A 20,912-nucleotide genomic window follows, 5' to 3' on the forward strand; every position below is an offset into this window, starting at 1 on the left:
ATACCAGGAGAAAGGAGTGATACAAGCCGTTTACGACATGCGCGCGCGCCAGCAATTGGCGTTGACCCCCAGGCTGCGCCAATCGGTCAAGCTGCTGCAGATGTCGGCGCTCGAGTTTACGCAGGAACTGCAGCAGGCCATCGCCTCCAACCCTTTCCTCGAAGAAGACGAACAAGAATCCGCCGCGCCGCATGCGGAAGAAGCCATCCTGCCGATCGCGCGCAACGCGGAACCGGCTGGCGCCGACGAAGCCAGCGCTTCCCCGGCGGCCGCCGAGACAGCCTATGACGGCTCTTACGAGAGCGAGCCCTATTCGAGCTATCCGTCGAGCGGCGCCCGCGACGACGATGACGACAAGCCGGACATCGGCCAGTGGCGTGCCGGCGGCGAAGGCCTGCACGAACACCTGCATCGGCAACTGTGCGGCTACCGCCTCGAGACGCGCGACCGGCTGCTTGCGGAGATCCTGGTCGAGGCGCTCGACGACGATGGCTATCTGCGCCAGGATTTCGACGAACTGGCGGCCTCGATCCCGCTGCAGCCCCAGCCCGCTGCGGAAGAATGGCAGGTGGCGCTCAAGCTCATCCAGCACATGGACGCGCCCGGGCTGGGCGCGCGCAGCCTGTCGGAATGCCTCACGCTGCAACTGGCCGCCAAGCCGCAGGAGACGCCGGGACGCGAACTCGCGCTGGCGCTTGCCGGCGCACACCTGGACTTGCTCGCGCGCCGGGAAAACGCCGAACTGCGGCGCAGGCTCGGCTGCGACGACGCGGCCTTGGGAACCGCCTGCAGGCTGATACGCAGTCTCGACCCGCGCCCCGGGCTGGCCCATGCCCGCGCGGAGACGGACCACATCGTGCCCGACGTGATCGTGCGCAAGGTACGCAACCAATGGGTCATTTCCACCAATCCGGCGGTCATGCCGCGCGCCAGGCTCCACCATGCCTACGCCAACCTGTTCCGGCGGGCGCGCTGCGACAACCGTGCGCCGCTGTCGCAAGAGCTGCAGGAAGCGCGCTGGCTGATACGCAACGTCGAACAGCGCTTTGCGACCATCCAGCGCGTGGCCGAAGCCATCGTCGCGCACCAGCGCACCTTCTTCGACTATGGCGAGATCGCGCTCAAGCCGCTGGTGCTGCGCAAGGTGGCCGAAGAACTCGATCTGCACGAGTCCACCGTCTCGCGCGCGACCAACAACAAGTACATGGCGACGCCGCGTGGCGTCTTTGAATTCCGGCATTTCTTCTCGCGCGAGCTCGCCACGGAAACCGGCGGACGCTGCTCGGCCGCCGCCGTGCGCGCCCTGATCCGCGATATGGTAGAGGCCGAGAACAAGCGCGACCCGCTGTCCGACGTCGCCCTGGCCCGCATGCTGGCGGAGCAAGGCGTCGTCGTGGCCCGCCGCACCGTGACCAAATACCGCGATGCGCTGAAGATCGGGCCGGCAGAATTGCGCAGGGCGCCATGAACCACCGAACCGCCGGCATCGCAGCATAGCCTGGCAAAGGATCGCAGATGCGTACGACTACCAAGCTGCTCGCGGCCGTTGCGGGACTCATCGTGATTCTCGTGATAGCCGCCTTCCTGACCGACTGGCGCTTTCTGCGCGGCCCGGTCGAACGCATCGCCAGCGACAAGCTCGGACGGCAGGTGACGCTGGACGACTTCCGCATGCGACTGCGGCCGGTCACGCGCATTCGGCTGCAAGGCCTGAAGGTGGCCAATATCGACGGCGCCGAGCACCCCGAGATGGCGCGGGCCGATACGGTGGAACTGCACGTGCGCGTGCTGCCGCTGCTGCACCGGGCGGTCGTGCTGGAGCGGCTCGCCGTGGACGGCGCGCGCGCCTACCTGGCCCGCGCCAAGGACGGCTCCAACAACTGGACGCTCGCGCGCGAGGACGACGGCGGTCCGCCGCTCGATCTCACCGTCCGCACCTTGTCCCTCAATGAAGTCGAGGTGAACTACGACGACCGGATGCTGGACGTCTCGGCCAAACTGCACGCCGCCAGCGACACGCCCGCCCCCTCCGGCCCGGCCTACGGCATGAAGCTGGACTTCAGCGGCAAATACCATGGCGGCGCCTTCGGCGGAAATGCGCGCACCGGCGGCATCATGACCCTGCGCGATTCGGGCACGCCCTTTCCGTTCTTCATCGATGCCAAGGCGGCCGCCACCCAGGTGCGCGCCGAAGGCGAGGTGGGCGACATCTTCGGCGACGCCAGGATAGACGTGGCGCTGGACATCGCCGGGCCGACGCTGTCCGTCCTCTATCCCTACATCAACCTGCCCTTGCCGACCACCCCGCCCTATCGCATCAAGGGACATCTCAAGCGCACCAGCACCCAGTACGATCTGACCGGCATGGAAGGCCGCATCGGCTCGACCGACATCGCCGGCGACGCCAGCTACCATATCCGGCCGGAGAGGCCCCTGCTGCGCGCCAAGCTCAAGAGCCGCGTGCTGGACATGAAAGACCTCGGCCCACTGATCGGCGTCGATCCCGACGAGCCTGCCAAGCCGGCGGCGGGTATGGCGCAACCGCAGCAGGCCGCCGACCGCCGCGTGCTGCCGGACGCCGAATTCCGGCTCGAACGCCTCAACGCCATCGACGCCGACGTGACCCTGGACGCGGCCGACGTGCGGGTGCGCGGCCCCTGGGCCTTCGACGACTTTTCCGCCCACCTCATCCTGCAGGACGGCGTCCTCAAGCTGGTTCCGCTGAACTTCGGCTACGCCGGCGGCGAGCTGCGCTCGGACATCACGCTCGATGCGCGCGAAAAACTGATACGCACCAACGCGGCCATCGCGGTCAAGCGCGCGCGCCTGAGCCGGCTGTTCCCCGACGTGGAACTGATGAAGAAGAGCGAAGGCACGCTGGGCGCCGACATCAAGCTCAAGACCGCCGGCAATTCGGTGCGCGCCATGCTGGGGCGGGCCGACGGAACAATGGGGGCGGCCGTGACGGGCGGCGACATCTCTCACTTGATCGTAGAGGCGATCGGCCTGGATGCCGGCCAGGCGCTGGGCTTGCTGATCAGCGGCGAGAAGGAGCAGCAGACCCGGCTGCGCTGCGCAGTCGCGACCTTCGACGTCAAGGATGGCGTGGCGACCTCTCAGGCCCTGGTGATCGATACCGACGATACGCGCATCGACGGGCACGGCACGATCGATCTGTCCAAGGAGCGGCTGAATGTGCGCCTGGAACCGCAGCCCAAGGACAAAAGCATCCTGGTCGCGCGCTCGCCCATCGACATCGTCGGCACCTTCGCCGACCCCGACTTCAAGATCGACAAGACCACGCTGTTCGCGCGGGCCGGTGCCGCGCTGGCGCTGGGTCTCATCAACCCCATCGCGGCGCTGATCCCGTTGATCGAGACCGGCCCCGGCACCGATGCCGATTGCCAGGGACTGCTGTCCAGCATGCGCGGCGCCCGCAACAATGCCGGCGGCCCGCCGCCGCCGGCCAAGGGCCGCTGAGCGGGGCTGGCGTGCTCAGCGCGCCAGCCGGATCCCAGAAAACTGCCAGCGCGCCGCCGGCCAGAAAAAGTTGCGGTAACTGGGACGGATGTGGCTGGCCGGGGTGGCACAGGAGCCGCCGCGCAGCACCATCTGGTTGATCATGAATTTGCCGTTGTATTCCCCCACCGCGCCGGCCGCGGGCGCAAAACCCGGATACGGCAGGTAGGCGCTCTGGGTCCATTCCCATACGCTGCCGAAGAATGCCGAGTGGCCGGGCTCCAGCGGCCGGGGGTGGAAATGGCCGGATTCGGCGAAATCCCCGTCTTGCACGCCGCCCGCCTGCCGCGCCGCATGTTCCCACTCCAGCTCGGACGGCAGCCGCGCGCCGGCCCAGCGCGCATAGGCTTCGGCCTCGTAATAGCTGACGTGGCAGACCGGCTCGGCGCCGTTCAGCGGGCGCAGGCCGGCGCAGGTATACGTATGCCAGCCGCCGTCCTGCCGCAGCCAGTACAGCGGCGCCTGCCAGCCTTCGCGCCGGCAGGCGTCCCAGCCGTCGGACAGCCAGAGCTCGGGCCGCTCGTAACCGCCGTCCTCGACGAAAGCGAGGTACTCCGCATTGACGACCGGGCGCTGCGCCAGTTCGAAAGCCTCGAGCCAGACGCGGTGGCGCGGCGATTCGTTGTCGAACGCGAAGCCCTCGCCGTCGTGGCCGGCCTGCGCCAGTTCCGCGGGATAGCGGCGAAACGTCAGCGCGCCGGGGTCCTCCCGCGCGCCCTCCCTCGCAGGACGCCACGCGGGCAATGCGGGGTTGTGCCAGAAATGGTGCTTGAGGTCCGTGGCGATGAGTTCCTGGTGCTGCTGTTCGTGCTGCAGGCCGAGCTCGATCAGGGCCAGCGCCTGCGGATCGGCGGCCCCCCGCTCCAGCCAGTCGAGCAGGCGCTGCAGCACCGTCTCCTGATAGCCCAGCACGCGCTCCAGCGGCGGCCGGGACAGCAGGCCGCGCTGGCCGCGGGGATGGCGCGCCCCCACGCCCACGTAGTAGGAGTTGAACAGTTCGCGGAACGACGCGTCGTAGGGCCGGAAGCCCGGCTCGCGCGGTTCGAGCACGAAGGTTTCGAAGAACCAGGTCACGTGCGCCACGTGCCATTTCACCGGACTGGCCTCGGGCATGGATTGCAGCAGGCAGTCCTCGGCCGACAGCCCGGCGAGCATGGCGAGCGTGGCCTGGCGCACGCGCTGCGCCCGCCACGCGAGCTGGGCGGCGTCCGGCAATCGATCGCGCGCGTTCATGGCTGCGCCAGGAAAACGCCGAACCAGCCGCGCGCGTCGGTCCACATGCGGCAGCGCGAGAATCCGGCCTCGGCCAGCAGTCCTTCGAACTGCGCGGGCGTGTATTTATAGGAATATTCGGTGACGATGGCTTCGCCCGCCTGGAAGGCCCGTTCGCCGCCCGGCCAGCGCACGCGCTGGGGGGCACGCGCCACCAGATGCATCTCGATGCGGCCGTGGGCAGCGTCGAAACAGGCTTCGTGGTCGAAGCATTCAGGGTGGAAATCGCTGCCCAGGACCTGGTTGCAGACCCGCAGCACATTGCGGTTGAACGCCGCCGTCACGCCCAGGTCGTCGGCATAGGCATGTTCCAGGACGCCCGGGTCCTTGCGCAAGTCCGCGCTGATCAGCAGGCAGCCCGCCGGACCGGTCTGGCCGCGGATGGCACCGAGCAGGCCGACCGCGCGTTCGGGCGGAAAGTTGCCGATGGACGACCCGGGGTAGAAGAATACCGGCGGCATCCGCGCCACGTCGCCCAGTTCGTCCGACAGGTCCAGGCCCTGCGCGAAATCCGCGGCTACCGCCACGCAATCGATGCCGGGGAACTGCCTGCCCAGGCGGTCGACCTCGGCGCGTATCCAGTCCACCGCGATGTCCACGCCCAGGTAGCGGCGCACGTCGGCGTGGGCCAGAAAGCCGCGCGACTTGGCGCAATCCCCGCAACCCAGGTCCACCCACTGCGCCCCGGCCGGCAGCGCGCCGACGATGGCGTCGCGGTGCGTCTCGAAAATCGCGCGTTCGGTACGGGTGGGGTAGTACTCGTCCAGCTCGCAGATGGCGTTGAACAGCACGCAGCCCTGAGTGTCGTAGAGGAATTTGGGATCGATCATGGCGCGCGAGCGCCGCAGGCCCGCTGCCAGTTCGGCGGCGCGGCGGTCGGATGGCCGCGCGGCTGCGTGACCGCTCTGGGCAATATCTGCTTTGGCCCGGTCTTGCAGTGGGCCCTGGCGTGGGATGGTCAATCTCGGCTCCTCGAGTAATGGGTGGAAGACTCCCCGCGACGCCGGGTACGTCCGGATGACCGGCCCGGGTCTTTTTCTCTTTCCATCTATACGCCCGCTGCTTTGCGCGCGCGCCCGCGGGATGTAACGCATGCTTTCCAGCTATTGCCGCGGCGAACCCGGCCGGCGGCGAATTTGCCGACTCTGTCCCGCCGGCGGGCGTTACACGCTGCTACCATTGCGGCCCCGCGAAAAGCGCGTCCGCCCCGCCTGCGAGCGGGTGACGCAGATTGACGCAGAGCATTGCCACGGCCGAAGCCGCCCTGATAAGGTGGCGCCATTCCCGCATGCCGGGACGTCGTGACGAGTCTATGCCCCGACCTTCTTCTGCGCCATCCCCTCTACCCCGGCCAGGCTCCGGAGACTGGCTGCAACTCGCGGCATCGCTGCTATGGCTGGGCCAGGCGGCCGCCCTGGCGACCGCCGTGCAAGGCATGGCTGACGGCGCCTCCTTTGCCCGCGGCGCTGGCTGCGCCGCCGCAGTGCTGGCGCTCGGATTGCTGCGCGCCGCGCTCGATGCCGCCGGCGCGCGCAGCAGCTTCCGGCGCGCGAGGCGGCATCTGGGCGAACTGCGCGCCCAGGCCCTGTCCGCGCTGTCCGGCAGTTCGCCGCTCGACCCCGGCCGGCCCGCCGCCGGCGAAGCAGCAAGCGTGCTGGCCGAACAGGCCGACGCCGCCCTGCCCTACCTCTCGCGCTACCCCGCGGTCCAGTTGAAGGTGTCCATCGTCCCGCTGGCCATCGTCGCCGCAGTGCTGCCGCTGTCCTGGGTCGCCGCGCTGGTCCTGCTCGTGGCCGCCCCGCTGATCCCGGTATTCATGGCGCTGGTGGGTTGGCGGGCGCAGCGCGCCAGCCAGGAGCACCTGGCCGAGATGGGCGGCATGAATGCCTTCCTGCTCGATCGGCTGCGCGGCCTGGCAACACTGCGCGCGCTCGACGCGGTCCAGGCCACCGCCCGCCGCATCGACGACGTTGCGCAAAATCTACGAACGCGTACCATGGCTGTGCTGCGCATCGCCTTTCTGTCCTCGGCGGTGCTGGAGCTATTCTCCGCTATCGGGGTCGCCATGGTCGCCGTCTACGTGGGGTTCCATCTGCTCGGGCAAGTGCCCGTCGGCACCTGGGGCACGCCGCTTTCACTCGGGCAGGGCCTGTTCATCCTGCTGCTGGCGCCGGCATTCTTCGAACCCTTGCGTGAACTGTCCGCGGTCTGGCACGACCGCGCCTCCGGGCAGGCGGCGCTGCAGGCCCTGGCGGCGCTGCGTGCGCCGGCCCTCTGCCTGCCCGGCACGCACGCCCGCCCGGCGTCCGGCGCTACGGTCCATGCCGCTGCGCCGGCCATCGCGATGCACGCCGTCGATTTCCGCTATGGTCCGGAACATGCCGAAGCCCTGCGCCGGTTCGACCTGGCCGTCGCGCCCGGCGAGCACGTCGCCATCGTCGGGCCCAGCGGCGCCGGCAAGTCCACCGTGCTGGCGCTGATCGCCGGCCTGGCGCCCGCCCAGGGCGGCCGGATATGCATAGGCGGCACCGAGCTGACCGACGACACCGCCGCGACGCTGCGCACCCGCATGGCCTGGATAGGCCAGCGCGCCCACGTTTTCGCGGGCACCCTGCGCGCCAATGTCGCGCTCGGGCGCGGCATGTCTCCGGCCGCGATCGACGCAGCGCTGCGCGCCGCCACGCTGGACCACCTCGCCGACGACCCGGCCGGCCGCTCGCTGGGCGAATCGGGCACCGGCCTGGCCGGCGGCGAGATCCTGCGCCTGGCGCTGGCGCGCGCCGCCGCCTCGCCGGACTGCGACGTCTGGCTGGCCGACGAGCCCACCGCTCATCTCGATGCCGCGACCGCGCGCGAACTCACGCGGCGCCTGCTCGCCCTGGCGGCGGGCAAGACCCTGGTCGTGGCCACCCACGATCCCGAACTGGCCGCCTGCATGGATCGGGTCGTCCCTATCGGCGCGGGCGTCGAGGCGTGCGCGCAGGAACGGTGTGTATGAAGCATTCGCGCGATACCGCCGCCCTGCTCGCCGTCCTGCGGCTGTTCCTGGCCGGCCGCACGCGGCTGCTGCTGGGCGGGGCCGCCCTCGCCTGTCTTGCCACGCTGGCCGGCATGGCGCTGCTGGGCCTGGCAGGCTGGTTCCTGACCGCTACCGCGATCGCCGGCCTGGCCGCCGGCACCGCGCTGGCCTTCGACGTGTTCACGCCCGGCGCGGGCATCCGCCTGCTGGCGCTGCTGCGCACCGGCGCCCGCTACGGCGAGCGCGTCGTCAGCCACGATGCCGCGCTGGCGGTGCTGGCGGCCGTACGGCGCCCGCTGTTCCTGGGCTGGGCCAGGCCCGAGGCCGCGCGCCGTCTCGCTGCCCGGCCGGCGCGGCTGCTGCACCGGCTGACCACGGACGTCGACGCGCTCGATGCCTTGTACCTGCGCTTGCTGGTGCCGGCCGCCACCGCCCTGCTCGCGGCGCTGGCGGCCGGCGTTGCGCTCGGCTGGCATTCATGGGCCGGCGGCCTGGCGCTGACCGGCTGGCTGGCCGCGAGCGGCGCCGGCATCGTCGCCTGGACCGCCCGCCGCAGCCGCGGCGCGGCGCGCCGGCGCGCCTACGCCGCCGAGATCCTGCGCGCTCAGGCCATCGACCTGGTCACAGGCCAGGCCGACCTGGCCATGGCCGGCCGCCTGCGGGCACAACACGACACGGTACTGCGCAGCGAAGCGCGGCTGGCCCGCGCCGACGATGCGCTCAATCGCCTGGACGTGCGCGGCGGCCTGGCGCAGGGCGCGGCGTGGACCTGTGCGCTGGCCGGGGCCCTGGCCGGCTGTGCCTGGCTGGTCCAGGCCGGCGCAATGGGCGCGCCGGTCGCCGCGATGGTGCTGCTGACCGTGTTCGCCACCGGCGAATCCCTGGCGCCGCTGCGCCGCGGCGCGCTGGAGCTCGGCCGCACCCTGATCGCGGCGCGCCGGCTCGCGCCGCACCTGGCCGAACCCGCTGCCTCCGCAGCGCGTCCCGCCCGCGGCGCAATCGCCGTGGAGCGGGTCCGGCTGCTGAACGCCACCGTCTCTTTCCATATTCCCGATGGACAGCGCGTGGCCATCATCGGCGCCAGCGGCGCAGGCAAATCCACCTTGCTCGGCCTGCTGGCCGGCGAACGCACGCCGCCCAGCGGCCGCCTCGCCGCGCCGGCCTGCTGCCTGCTGACCCAGCGCACCGAGCTGTTCCGCGACAGCGTGCGCGACAACCTGCTGCTGGCCGCGCCGGATGCGAGCGACGCGCAGCTCTGGCAGGCGCTGCACGCCGCCGGCCTGGACGATCACGTCGCCGCCCAGCCGGGCGGGCTCGACACACGGCTGGGCGAAGGCGGCCTGGGACTGTCCGGCGGCCAGGCGCGCCGCCTGGCGCTGGCCCGCCTGCTGCTGCGGCCGGTCGGCCTGTGGCTGCTGGACGAACCCACCGAAGGCCTGGACGGCGCCACCGCGCGCGACGTACTCGCCAGGCTGGACCAGCACGCCGCCGGCCGCACGCTGGTCATCGCCACCCACATCCGGCGCGAGGCCGCGCTGGCCGACCGCCTGCTCGTGCTGCGCGACGGCGCCATTCAGGCCGACCTGCGGCGCGGCACGCCCGCTTTCGAGCACCAATTGGATACCCTGAGAACGGACTGAGGAGAAGAGGCCGCCTATGGATCTGGACATCGTCTCGCTATCGCGCCTGCAATTCGCGCTGACCGCGCTGTACCACTTTTTATTCGTGCCGCTGACCCTGGGCCTGTCCGTGCTCATCGCGATCATGGAAACGGTCTACGTCATGAGCGGCCGCAAGATATGGCGCCAGATGACCAAGTTCTGGGGCACGCTGTTCGGCATCAACTTCGTGCTGGGCGTGGCCACCGGACTGGTGATGGAATTCCAGTTCGGCATGAACTGGAGCTACTACAGCCACTACGTGGGCGACATCTTCGGCGCGCCGCTGGCCCTGGAAGGCCTGATGGCATTCTTCCTGGAAGCCACCTTCGTCGGCCTGTTCTTCTTCGGCTGGAACCGGCTGTCCCGCATCGGCCACCTGGTGGCCACCTGGTGCGTGGCGCTGGGCTCGAATTTCTCGGCGCTGTGGATCCTGATCGCCAACGGCTGGATGCAGAACCCGGTCGGCTCGGCCTTCAACCCCGAGACCATGCGCATGGAAATCACCGATTTCTTCGCGGTGATCACCAACCCGGTCGCCCAGGCCAAGTTCGTCCACACCGTGTCGGCCGGCTACGTGACCGCCTCGATCTTCGTACTGGGCGTATCGGCCTGGTACGTGCTCAAAGGCCGCCACCTCGACGTGGCCAAGCGCTCGATGACCGTTGCGGCCTCGTTCGGCCTGGCCTCGGCGCTGTCGGTGGTCGTGCTGGGCGATGAAAGCGGCTATCTCTCGACCGAGCACCAGAAGATGAAGCTGGCCGCCATCGAAGGCATGTGGCACACCGAGCCGGCGCCGGCGGCCTTCACCGTCATCGGCCTGCCCGACCAGCAGGCCCGCAAGACCCACTACGCGATCCACGTCCCGGCCGTCATGGGGCTGATCGGCACCCGCTCGCTCACCACCGAGATCCCCGGCATCACCGAACTGGTCGAACGCGCCAAGGAGCGCATCGAGAGCGGCATCGTCGCCTTCGACGCGCTGCAGCGCATCCGCGCGGCCGGCAGTTCCGGCGCCATCGCGCCGGCCGACCGCGCCGCTTTCGAGGACCACGGCCGCGACCTGGGCTACGCCCTGCTGCTCAAGCGCTACCTGGACGATCCGCGCCAGGCCACCCGGGCGCAGATCGACCAGGCCGCCTGGGATACCGTGCCCATGGTGATGCCGCTGTTCTGGTCCTTCCGCATCATGGTCGGCCTGGGCTTCTTCTTCATCCTGCTGACGGCCACCTTCTTCGTCCTGTCGGCGCGGCGCCGGCTGGACGCGCACCGCTGGCTGCTCAAGGTCGCGGTCTACTCCATTCCGCTGCCCTGGGTGGCCGTCGAGATGGGCTGGTTCGTGGCCGAGTTCGGCCGCCAGCCCTGGGCCATCGAAGGCGTGCTGCCCACCGCCGCCGCGGTGTCCAGCCTCGGCGTCGGCACCGTGCTGACGACCATCGTCGGCTTCGCGGCGCTCTACACCGTCCTGATCATCGTCGAGATGAAGCTGATGCTGCGGGCCATCCGCAAGGGCGTCGAACCCGATCCGGATCCCGAAGTCCTGCTGGTCGCACCGCACCTGTCCCAACACCTGAACGCCCAGGAGCAGCCGCAATGATTCTCCACACTCTCATCGACTACGACGTCCTGCGCGTCATCTGGTGGGCATTGCTGGGCTTCCTGCTGCTCGCCTTCGCCCTGACCGACGGCTTCGACCTGGGCAGCGGCATGCTGCTGCCTTTCGTCGCCCGCACCGACCTCGAACGGCGCGTCGTCATCAACACCGTGGGCCCCGTGTGGGAAGGCAACCAGGTCTGGCTGATCCTCGGCGGCGGCGCGATCTTCGCCGCCTGGCCGCCGCTGTACGCGGTGTCGTTCTCGGGCTTCTACCTGGCCATGTTCGCCATCCTGTTCGCGCTCATCCTGCGGCCGGTCGGCTTCAAGTACCGCAGCAAGCGCGAGGATCCGCGCTGGCGCGCGAGCTGGGACTGGGCCTTGTTCGTCGGCGGCTTCGTCCCCTCGCTGATCTTCGGGGTGGCGATGGGCAACGTACTGCTGGGCGTGCCGTTCCGCCTGAACGACGACCTGCGCATTTTCTACGACGGCAGCTTCCTCGGCCTGCTGTCGCCGTTCGCGCTGCTGTGCGGCCTGGTTTCGGTCGCGATGCTGACGATGCAGGGCGCCTGCTGGCTGGTCATGAAGACGCGCGGCCCGGTGGCCGAGCGCGCCCGCGCCTACGGCAGCGTCGCCGCGCTGGCGACGCTGGTGCTGTTCGCGCTGGGCGGCGTGGCGCTGTCGGCCTGGGTCGACGGCTACCGCATCACCAGCATTATCGACACCCTCGCCACGTCCAACCCGCTGCGCAAGACCGCCGAGCTCGCCCCCGGCGCCTGGTTCGACAACTACCACGCGCACCCATGGCTGATGGCCGCGCCCGCCGCCGGGCTGGCCGGCGCGGCGCTGGCGCTGGCGCTGCTGCGCCTGCGCAGGGAAGTCGGCGCGCTGCTGGCCAGTTCGCTGAGCATCGCCGGCATCGTCGTCGCGGTGGGCGTCAGCATCTTCCCGTTCCTGCTGCCCTCGTCCGCCGATCCGCGCGCCAGCCTGACGGTCTGGGACGCCTCTTCCAGCCACATGACGCTGTTCATCATGCTGGTCTCGGTCGTGATCTTCGTGCCCATCATCGTCCTCTACACCGCGTGGGTCTACCGGGTCCTGTGGGGCAAGGTGGACGAGAAATCGGTGGAAGACCCGCACAACCACGCCTATTGACGCCAAAACGGAGCAACGAGCATGTGGTACTTTTCCTGGATACTGGGGCTGGGCCTCGCGGCCACCTTCGCGGTCCTGAACGCCATGTGGTACGAACTGGTGCAGGACGACAACGACAAGCGCGACGCCTCGCCCCGCTGACACCGCGCCCGCGCAGGCGGGCGCCGCAAGGACGCGCTGCATGAAAACCTGGGACGAACGCTACGCCCAGCCCGGCTACAAATACGGTACCGCCCCCAACCGCTTTCTCACCGAACAGGAATCGCGGCTGGCCGCGGGCAGCCGGATACTGCTGCCGGGCGACGGCGAAGGCCGCAACAGCGTCTGGCTGGCCGGGCGCGGCCACCAGGTGCTGGCGGTGGACAATGCCCGAACCGGGCTGGACAAGGCCCTGGCGCTGGCGGCCGCCCAGGGGGCGACGATCACCACGCTGAACGCCGACCTGGCCGACTGGTGTCCACCCACCGGCACCTGCGCGGCCGTGGCGCTCATCTACGTCCATCTGCCCAGCGCATTCCGGGCGGCCGCCCATCGCCGCCTGGCCCGCGCGCTGGCGCCGCGCGGCTGGCTCATCCTCGAATGCTTCCATCCGCGCCAGATAGGCTACGGCAGCGGCGGCCCGCGCGACCCGGACATGCTCAACGATCTGGCCACGCTGCGCGGCGATTTTGCGCCGGTGCTGGAAGAGGTCGTGGGCTGGGAAGGAGAACTAACGCTGGACGAAGGCGACGGCCACCGCGGGCCGGCCTTCGTCACCCGCTACGTAGGCCGGATGCCGGCCTCGTGAAGGGCGCTGCCGCAGCGGCATATCCGCTATAGTTGTCGCAACGAGCCCGGCTGCCAGCCCGTATGCACCCGCCCACATCTTCCCCGCCCGCCACACCGGCGATCTCGCCCGATATCTTTTCGCTGTCCGACCTTGCCTCGCGCGCACCGTCCGTGCAGCAGGCCTATGCCCACGTGCGCGACGGCATCATGTCGGGCAAATTCCCCGAAGGCGCGCGCGTAACGGAGAAAGAAGTCTCGGAGGCGCTCGGGCTGTCGCGCACACCGGTGCGCGAAGGGCTGCGGCTGCTGGTGGCCGACGGGTTCCTGGTGCTGCGCCCCAATGCCGGCGCTACCGTGCGGGCCTGGTCCGACCAGGAAATCCGCGATCTCTACGCGGCCCGCATACTGATCGAGTCGGAACTGGCCGCGCTCGCGGCGACGCGGATGAGCGCGGACACGCTGGCCGAACTGCGCGAGATCGAAGATGAAATGGAATCACGCGGGCCCGACACCAGCGCCGCCAACCTGGACCGGATCAGCGCCCTGAACCGGACCTTCCACGCACGGATCTACGATTCCGCCGGCAATGCGCGGCTGCGCACCATGCGCGCCAAGGCGGTCGACATCAAGATCATCCTGCGCACCCGGCGCAGCTACGACCGCGACCGCCTGGCGCGCACGTTCCAGCATCACCGCGAACTGATCGACGCATTCACCGCGCGCGATCCGGAATGGGCGCGCGCCGCCATGCACTGCCACTTGCGGTCGGCGCAGTTCGCGCTGCTCGAACGCCAGGAACACGGCGGCTGAGGCGGACGACCGCGCCGCCCGCAGCTCGGCGCCCTGCGGTCAATGATGCGACAGCAGCCGGCCCAGCCCCTGTATCTTGTCGTGGATGCCGACCTGGCGCAGTGCGTGCCAGTACGTCGCGGCGTTGATCGCGACTACCGGCTTGTCCAGGTACAGTTCGGCCGCGGCGGCCAGCCTCACCATCGACAGATTGGTGCCCACCTGCACGATGGCCTCGACGTCGTCGCCGTCCAGTTCCCTGATCGCGTCGCGGCACATCCTGTCGGTGGTGTGCGCGATCTGGACCGGGCTCGGACGGCGCAGGCAGACATCGCGCACGACCGTGAATCCGCAGTCCTCGAAAAACCGCCGCACCTCGGCATTGGCCACCGGGAAGTACGGCGAGAGAAAGGCGATCCTGCGCACGCCGTAGGCGTTCAGGGCGGCCTCCAGCGCGAAGGAACCGCAGGTCACGCCCACGCCGACGCGCTGGCGGATGCGCTCGAGATAAGCCTGCGCGCCCTGCTTGCCGTTCCAGAAGGTCACGGCCGACATGCCCATGACCAGGTATTGCATCTCGCAGGTCTTGAGCACGTCGGCGGCGTCCATGGTGTTGCTCGAAATGGCGTCCACCATGCGCATGAAGCCCTCGTTGTCGTCCACCGCCATGTCGGGGATCACGATGCGGCTGTAGTGGTTGGTGACGCCCACCGGCCGCATGTCGTCGAAATCGGGTTGCACGATCGTATTGGTCGACGGTCCCAACACGCCGAATTTCATGCGGTAACCCAGATGATCCATGATTGCATCCTCAAGAAAGAAGGCCGTCCACGCTATTGCCCGTCGTCCAGGCCGCGATAGCGCGCGTCGAACTGTTCCACCCACTCGAATCCCATCAACTGCGAAAACGCCGCGAACGGATAGAACGGACCAGTGGGCAGTTCGCGCCGCGACAGCGCCTGATAGGCATCGCTGCCGGCCTGCGCCGCCGCCAGCAGGGCGGCGGTCGGATAGATCGCCAGCCTGGCTCCCAGTTGCTGCAGCACATCCGGCGCGATGACCGGCGTGCGTCCTCCATGGGCCATGTTGAACATCGTCGGAGTCGGCACCTGCCGGGCGATGAGGCCGATTTCCTCCACCGACTCCGGCCCCTCGACGAACACCACGTCCGCTCCGGCGCGGGCGTATCGCTCGGCGCGGCGCAAGGCTTCGTCCAGCCCGAGATCGGTACGGGCGTCGGTGCGCGCGATGATGACCGTGGCGTCGTCTTCGCGGGCGTCCAGGGCGACGCGTATGCGCGCCTCCATCTCGGCCGCGCCGACCACCTTGCGGCCGCGCATATGCCCGCAACGCTTGGGGTAGACCTGGTCCTCGAGCTGGATGGCAGACGCCCCCGCGCGCTCGTAGCTGCGCACGGTGTGCATCACATTCAGCAGTCCGCCATAGCCCGTATCGGCATCGCAGATGAGCGCTGACTCCGTGACCAATGCCATTTGCCTCACCCGGTCCGCCATGTCGGTGCCGTTGGCCAGCCCGGCGTCGGGCAGGCCGAGATAGGACGCGACCAGGCCATAGCCGGTCAGGAACAGAATGTCGAAGCCGGCCCGTTCGGCCAGTTTGGCGGACACCATGTCGAACACGCCGGGAGCGACCACCGTCGCCGGCCCGGCAAGCGCTTCGCGCAGGCGCCGGCGCCGCGCCGACGCCGGCGTCGAGGAATAGCCGTTGTTCACGCGATCGCCCCGGCGCGCTCCAGCGCATCGAACATCGAGGTCTTGCGGATGTAGGCCAGCGCGGCGTCCGGATCGGCGGCCGTCGCGCGCAGCGCATCGTGGATACGCGTGCGCGCCGCCTCGTCGCGCTCTTCGATCAGCGTCTTGTTGCGCGCAGTGTTGGCATTGATGTATTCGATCGCGATGGTGCGGCGCTGGCGCTCGTACTGGTCGAGCAGCTCCGCAGACGCGCGCCCGGCCAGGACCTCGGCCAGCTTGCCGGCGAGATTGAAGGCGTCGTGCACGCCGCCATTCATGCCCATGCCGCCCAGCGGGTTGTTGATGTGGGCGGCATCCCCCGCAAGCAGCACCCTGCCGAGGCGAAAGCGGGTGGCCACGCGCTGGTGCACCTTGTACAGGGTGCGATGGACGATTTCGTAGGGCCCGGACTGCGGCAGCAGGCCCTGCAGGCGCTGCTCGACGGCGGCATCCGACAGCACCTGCTCGTCGGATTCGTGCTCCGGGGTGGGAAACAGCACACGCCACAAGGACGGCACCTTGAGCATCACGCACCATTCGTCCGGGTCGGAGACGTAGTTCACCCAGGCCAGGTTCTCGAAATGCTCCTCGAACGGGAAGGCCGTGGAGACGACCAGGAAGCGCTCGGGATACGTATAGCCCTCGAACTCGATGCCGACGCTGCGCCGCACCGCGCTCCAGGCGCCGTCGGCGCCGATCAGATAATCGCCGCGGGCGGCCGCGGCGCCGTCGGCCGTGCGTAGCTGCACCGACACGCCGCTGCCGTCCTGCCGCACCGACTCGACCGCGCAGCCGAAGCGCACCTTGACATTCGGATAAGCGGCCAGTTTGCCGACCAGTTCCTCGTTGAGCTTCCACTGCTCGCATTGCAGCCGGAAGGGATACTTGGTCGCGCCCGCCAGGCGCGCCAGATCGAACTCGGCGATCAGGCCTTTGCGGCGGTCGCGCTGCTGGGTATGGCGCGCCTTCAGGCCCGCCTCCACCAGCGCCTCGGAAATACCGTAGCGATCGAGCATGTCGAGCGTAGGAGGATGGAAGGTCGAGGCCCGCAGATCTTCCATGACACTGGCATTGCGCTCGAACACCTCGACCTCGATACCCGCCTCGGCCAGCACCATCGCGCTGACCAGCCCGACCGGGCCGGCGCCCGCAACAAGAACCTTGGCTTCAGACATCGCAAAACTCACTTTGTACACAATGTTGGGAGAATAATGCGACAAAGCCAATCAAAAGTCCAGCAATTGCATTTCCCGACCGTGCGTTTCCCGGATGCTCACCACCCTCAATATTCCTGGATATACGGGCGTATAACTGAATCCATAGGTGTACCTGTCGAGGGCACCGGCAAACTTCCACGGCTGTCGATCAATTTAAGGATTAATACCGATTGTGTACAAAATAAAGAACGCCTAGGATGGCGCCACCGGTCTTGGCACATCTCGCCATGAATCCAAGCGGTCAACTCGACAACCATGGGAGCTCCCCACATGCGCAGAGAATTTCTCAAGGCCTGCTGCCTGGCATCTGCCCTCGCCACCCTTCTGGGCGCCGCCGCTGCCGTGCACGCGCAGGAAACCTATCCCACGCGGCCGATCCGCATCATCATCGGCGGCACCCCCGGCGGCTCGTCCGACGTCTTCGCCCGCACCATGGGCGACCACATGAGCGCCACGCTGGGCCAGCCTTTCATCATCGAATACAAGCCGGGCGCCGGCACCAACATCGGCACCGAATACGTGGTCCGCGCCAAGCCGGACGGCTACACCATCCTGATCAACGGCCTGCCCATCGTGGCCAACCCGCATCTGTTCCCCGACCTGCCCTTCAACCCGGCCAATGATCTGGTGCCTGTCACGGGCATCGCCCTGATGACCAACGTCGTCACGGTCAACTCCGCGCTGCCGATCAAGTCCATGACGGAACTGGTGGCCGCGGCCAAGCAATCCCCCGACCGCTTCGTCTACGGCTCGCCCGGCGAAGGCACGTCCACGCACATCGCCGGCGAAATGCTGTCGGCCCGCACCGGCGCGAAATTCATCCACACGCCGTACCGCGGCAACGCGCAGGCGATGACCGACCTCCTGGGAGGCACGCTGCCGCTGGGCTTCATCAACACGCCGGTGGTCGCGCCATTCCTGAAGGAAGGCCGCCTGCGGGCCCTGGCGGTCACTTCCAAGACCCGCTCGCCGCTGATGCCCGACGTGCCCACCGTGGCCGAGGCGCTGGACATGCCGGATTTCGACTTCAACGGCTGGTTCGGCTTCTTCGCGCCCAAAGGGACGCCGCCGGCCGCGATCGCGGCGCTGGAGCAAGCCGCCGCCAAGGCCCTGGCCGATCCCAAGGTGACGAATATCTTCGTAAACGCGGGCGCCACGGCGATGGCACCCGGCACGGAGAACTTCACCCGGTTCGTCGCGGCGGAACGCCGCAAGATCGATCCCCTGCTGGAAAAGCGCGGCAAATAATCTCCGGAAAAGACACGGGGCGGGCAGCCTCACGGCCTGCCCGCCCCGCTCGCCGTCGTCGCGCGCGATCACTGCATATTGGCGATCACCGACTCCCCGAAGCCCGAGCACGACACCTGGGTCGCGCCTTCCATCTGCCGCGCGAAATCGTAGGTCACGCGTTTGGACAGGATGGTCCGCTCCATGGCCGGCACGATCAGGTCGGCCGCCTCGTGCCACCCCATGTGCCGCAGCATCATCGCCGCGGACAGGATTTCCGAACCGGGATTCACGTAGTCCTTGCCCGCATACTTGGCCGAGGTCCCGTGGGTGGCCTCGAACACCGCTACCGAATCGTTCATGTTCGCGCCCGGCGCGATGCCGGTGCCGCCCACCTGGGCCGCCAGCGCGGACGACAGGTAGTCGCCGTTCAGGTTGGGCGTGGCGATCACATCGAACTCCACCGGCCGCAGCAGCATGCGCTGCGAAAAGGTATCGACCAGGCAGTCCTTGATCACGATATCGCGCCCGCTGCGCGGATTGCGGATGCGGCACGCCGGCCCGGCATCGATGGTCTCGGCCGAGAACTCGCGCCTGGCCACTTCGTAGCCCCAGTCGCGGAACGCGCCCTCGGTGTACTTCATGATGTTGCCCTTGTGCACCAGCGTGACCGAGCGGCGGTCGTGGTCGATGGCGTACTGGATGGCCTTGCGGACCAGGCGCTCGGTGCCTTCGCGCGAGATCGGCTTGATGCCGACGCCGGAGGTGGCGGGGAAGCGCAGGTGCTTGGCGCCCAGTTTCTCCTCCAGCACCGCGATCAGCTCCACCGCCTCGGGCGAACCCGCGGCATACTCGATGCCGGCGTAGGTATCTTCGGCGTTCTCGCGGAAGATCACCATATTGGTTTTTTCGGGATTCCGCAGCGGCGACGGCACGCCGCGCAGATACTGGATCGGGCGCAGGCAGACGTACAGGTCGAGCGCCTGCCGCAGCATCACGTTGAGCGACCGCACGCCCCCGCCGGGCGGCGTGCCCAGCGGCCCCTTGATCGCCACCACGAACTCGCGCAGCGCCGCCAGCGTTTCCTCGGGCAGCCAGCCCCCTTCGCCGTACAGCGAAGTGGCCTTGCGGCCCGCGTAGATCTCCATCCAGTGGATGCGCCGGGTGTCGCCGTAGGCCTTGATCACCGCGGCGTCGACCACCTTCAGCGCCACCGGCGTGATGTCGCGCCCGACGCCGTCGCCCTCGATATAGGCGACGATGGGCTCGTCCGGCACGTTCAGGGAAAAATCCGCGTTGACGGTGATGCGGCGGCCCTCGGCGGGCACCTCGATATGCTTGTAGGCAGACATGCAGCGATTCCGGCGATCGTTGGAAGGCCGGCCGCGCGGCCGGCCCGGGTGTGCGTTTCCGGCACGGGACAATGGAGGGATTATCCCGTATTCGGCGGGCCGCCGCACGCGGAGCCCCCGCGAGGGCGCGGGTACAATCGAAGCATGATGTTCAATCCCACCCGAGACCAGGTCCGCCGATTCTTCACCGACACCTGGCGCAAGCATCGCGCCGGCGAAGTCCTCACGCCGCTGGAAGCCATGGCGCTGGACTGGATGCTCGAGCACCCCGAATACCACGCCGATCTCGAAAGCCCCGAGGCGGCCCAGACCGACTACAGCGTCGAGGCAGGCCGCACCAACCCCTTCCTGCATTTGTCCATGCACCTGGCGATCGCCGAGCAATTGTCGATCGACCATCCTCCCGGCATACGCGCCGCCTACCAGAAGCTCGCCCAGCGCACCAACGCGCACGAGGCCGCCCATGAAGTCATGGAATGCCTGGGACGCGTGGTGTGGGAATCGCAGCGGCTGGGCACGCCGCTGGATACCGAAGCCTACATAGAATTGATCCGCCAGCGCGCGGGCGCTTGAATGGTTCGGCATAGACATCGCTAAGGCGCGAGCCGGAATAGCCACATGGACGTCAAGCAACTGCGGTATTTCGTCGCGATCGCCCAGCAGGGCAGCCTTTCCGCCGCTGCGCGCCATCTCCACATCGTGCAGCCGGCGCTCAGCCAAGCGTTGGCTGCGCTTGAAACCGAGCTCGATGCCAAGCTGTTCACCCGAAGCACGATGGGCGTCGTGCCGACGACAGCCGGCGCAGAACTGCTGAACCACGCCCTCGCCATACTCAAACAAGTGGACCACGCCCGCGCCGCGGTCAAGGCGACCACGGAAGAAATCAGCGGCGTAGTCCGCATAGGCATCCTCCACAGCGCCGCGCCAGTGATGTGCGCACCGCTATTCCAGGCCATGCGGGACGAAGTTCCCGGCCTGCGGCCCCAATTGGTCGTGGGATATTCCGACGATCTGGCACAACGGCTGCGCAGGTCGGAGCTGGATTTGGCGATGACCGTGCTGGCTGACGGCGAACGCGGCGCCGCCGAATCGATCCTCTACGACGAACACATCTGCCTGGTCACGCCGCGCGGCCGCGACCCCAGCGGCACCATGGTGCCGCTGGGCCGATTGCCGGAATTCCCGCTGCTGCTCTCCATCGTGCAACCGCTGCATCGATCCCTGCTCGCACTCATGGGCAAACGAAGAATCAGGCTGAACATCGTCGGCGGCGTCGAGGACGTCTCGTCCCTGTTGTCGTTATGCGAAACCGGCCAATTATCGACCTTGCTGCCCGAACACCTGGCAACCTTGCTGTCCCGCGGCTCATCGCTCGGCACCCGGCGCATCGCCCACCCCGCCTTCCTGCGCCGGGTCGCGATACGAACCAATCCCGACACCATGCAATCGCCCGCCGTGCTGGCAGCCGAGCGCGTGGTCAAGGCCACGCTCGGCAAGAACCATCCGGCGGCCCATCAGCCCGCATGATGCCCCTCTAAGAACGTTCTATTACCCTCGCCCCGCCACGGGCAGCTAGCATCCGGGCTTCTCTT

General features: G+C 68.5%; 18 protein-coding genes. 12 read left to right on the top strand and 6 right to left on the bottom strand.

The features are described 5' to 3' along the window. Positions 1-37: 37 nt before the first annotated feature. The gene (locus PIGHUM_RS09630; protein ID WP_246013088.1) at positions 38-1,468 is read left to right on the top strand and encodes an RNA polymerase factor sigma-54; all 1,431 of its coding nucleotides are present in this window, start codon (positions 38-40) and stop codon (positions 1,466-1,468) included. Between the two features lie 47 nt (positions 1,469-1,515). Next, the gene (locus tag PIGHUM_RS09635) at positions 1,516-3,480 is read left to right on the top strand and encodes an AsmA family protein (RefSeq protein ID WP_124079365.1); all 1,965 of its coding nucleotides are present in this window, start codon (positions 1,516-1,518) and stop codon (positions 3,478-3,480) included. A 15-nt stretch (positions 3,481-3,495) separates the two neighbouring features. Here the strand turns inward: PIGHUM_RS09635 and egtB are convergent, their stop codons facing one another. Together egtB and egtD are read right to left on the bottom strand one after the other, a co-directional pair. Beyond that, the gene (egtB, locus tag PIGHUM_RS09640) at positions 3,496-4,752 is read right to left on the bottom strand and encodes an ergothioneine biosynthesis protein EgtB (protein WP_124079366.1); all 1,257 of its coding nucleotides are present in this window, start codon (positions 4,750-4,752) and stop codon (positions 3,496-3,498) included. Further along, complete coding sequence (gene egtD / locus PIGHUM_RS09645; RefSeq protein WP_246013071.1) at positions 4,749-5,753, bottom strand: L-histidine N(alpha)-methyltransferase; 1,005 nt, start codon at positions 5,751-5,753, stop codon at positions 4,749-4,751. Before egtD ends, egtB begins: the two co-directional genes overlap by 4 nt. A gap of 350 nt (positions 5,754-6,103) precedes the next feature. Here egtD and cydD point away from each other — a divergent pair, with 350 nt between their 5' ends. The 7 genes from cydD (at position 6,104) to PIGHUM_RS09680 (ending at position 13,794) form a co-directional block, all read left to right on the top strand. Beyond that, positions 6,104-7,789, top strand: coding sequence for a thiol reductant ABC exporter subunit CydD (gene cydD, locus PIGHUM_RS09650; RefSeq protein ID WP_124079368.1), 1,686 nt, complete (start codon positions 6,104-6,106; stop codon positions 7,787-7,789). Then, the gene (locus PIGHUM_RS09655) at positions 7,786-9,450 is read left to right on the top strand and encodes an amino acid ABC transporter ATP-binding/permease protein (protein WP_124079369.1); all 1,665 of its coding nucleotides are present in this window, start codon (positions 7,786-7,788) and stop codon (positions 9,448-9,450) included. Before cydD ends, PIGHUM_RS09655 begins: the two co-directional genes overlap by 4 nt. 16 nt (positions 9,451-9,466) lie before the next feature. Further along, a complete protein-coding gene (locus PIGHUM_RS09660; protein ID WP_124079370.1) occupies positions 9,467-11,065 on the top strand; it encodes a cytochrome ubiquinol oxidase subunit I in 1,599 nt (532 codons plus the stop codon). Continuing rightward, positions 11,062-12,216: a cytochrome d ubiquinol oxidase subunit II gene (gene cydB, locus PIGHUM_RS09665; protein WP_124079371.1), complete on the top strand. Its 1,155-nt coding sequence runs from the start codon at positions 11,062-11,064 to the stop codon at positions 12,214-12,216. Before PIGHUM_RS09660 ends, cydB begins: the two co-directional genes overlap by 4 nt. Before the next feature lie 21 nt (positions 12,217-12,237). Further along, the gene (gene cydX, locus PIGHUM_RS09670; protein ID WP_124079372.1) at positions 12,238-12,357 is read left to right on the top strand and encodes a cytochrome bd-I oxidase subunit CydX; all 120 of its coding nucleotides are present in this window, start codon (positions 12,238-12,240) and stop codon (positions 12,355-12,357) included. A 40-nt stretch (positions 12,358-12,397) separates the two neighbouring features. Next, positions 12,398-13,003: a methyltransferase domain-containing protein gene (locus tag PIGHUM_RS09675; protein WP_124079373.1), complete on the top strand. Its 606-nt coding sequence runs from the start codon at positions 12,398-12,400 to the stop codon at positions 13,001-13,003. A 62-nt stretch (positions 13,004-13,065) separates the two neighbouring features. Beyond that, complete coding sequence (locus tag PIGHUM_RS09680) at positions 13,066-13,794, top strand: GntR family transcriptional regulator (protein WP_124079374.1); 729 nt, start codon at positions 13,066-13,068, stop codon at positions 13,792-13,794. 39 nt (positions 13,795-13,833) lie between these two features. On the opposite strand, the gene PIGHUM_RS09685 is transcribed toward PIGHUM_RS09680, so the two are convergent. The 3 genes from PIGHUM_RS09685 to PIGHUM_RS09695 are packed head-to-tail and all read right to left on the bottom strand — an operon-like array spanning position 13,834 to position 16,699. After that, positions 13,834-14,574 carry a maleate cis-trans isomerase family protein gene (locus PIGHUM_RS09685; protein ID WP_222929242.1) on the bottom strand — a complete coding sequence of 247 codons (741 nt, stop codon included), beginning with the start codon at positions 14,572-14,574 and terminating at the stop codon, positions 13,834-13,836. Between the two features lie 32 nt (positions 14,575-14,606). Further along, positions 14,607-15,506, bottom strand: coding sequence for an isocitrate lyase/PEP mutase family protein (locus PIGHUM_RS09690; RefSeq protein ID WP_246013073.1), 900 nt, complete (start codon positions 15,504-15,506; stop codon positions 14,607-14,609). Continuing rightward, on the bottom strand, positions 15,503-16,699 hold the full coding sequence (locus PIGHUM_RS09695; RefSeq protein WP_124079375.1) for an FAD-dependent oxidoreductase: 1,197 nt from the start codon (positions 16,697-16,699) through the stop codon (positions 15,503-15,505). The genes PIGHUM_RS09690 and PIGHUM_RS09695 overlap by 4 nt, the downstream gene beginning before the upstream one ends. Before the next feature lie 312 nt (positions 16,700-17,011). Between PIGHUM_RS09695 and PIGHUM_RS09700 the strand changes: the two genes are divergently transcribed. Then, positions 17,012-17,989, top strand: a complete 978-nt coding sequence (locus tag PIGHUM_RS09700) for a Bug family tripartite tricarboxylate transporter substrate binding protein (protein ID WP_160142226.1) — start codon at positions 17,012-17,014, stop codon at positions 17,987-17,989. A gap of 68 nt (positions 17,990-18,057) precedes the next feature. Here PIGHUM_RS09700 and icd read toward each other — a convergent pair whose 3' ends face one another. After that, positions 18,058-19,320 (bottom strand): NADP-dependent isocitrate dehydrogenase, encoded by a 1,263-nt coding sequence (icd, locus tag PIGHUM_RS09705; RefSeq protein ID WP_124079377.1) that lies wholly within the window; start codon positions 19,318-19,320, stop codon positions 18,058-18,060. Positions 19,321-19,467: 147 nt separating this feature from the next. On the opposite strand from icd, the gene PIGHUM_RS09710 reads away from it, so the two are divergent. Together PIGHUM_RS09710 and PIGHUM_RS09715 are read left to right on the top strand one after the other, a co-directional pair. Further along, positions 19,468-19,893, top strand: coding sequence for a DUF1841 family protein (locus PIGHUM_RS09710; RefSeq protein WP_124079482.1), 426 nt, complete (start codon positions 19,468-19,470; stop codon positions 19,891-19,893). 45 nt (positions 19,894-19,938) lie between these two features. Next, entirely contained in the window at positions 19,939-20,847 is a 909-nt protein-coding gene (locus PIGHUM_RS09715; protein WP_124079378.1) for a LysR family transcriptional regulator, read from the top strand. The last annotated feature ends 65 nt before the right edge of the window (positions 20,848-20,912 follow it).

This window comes from Pigmentiphaga humi, assembly GCF_900606115.1.
GTDB lineage: Bacteria > Pseudomonadota > Gammaproteobacteria > Burkholderiales > Burkholderiaceae_B > Pigmentiphaga > Pigmentiphaga humi.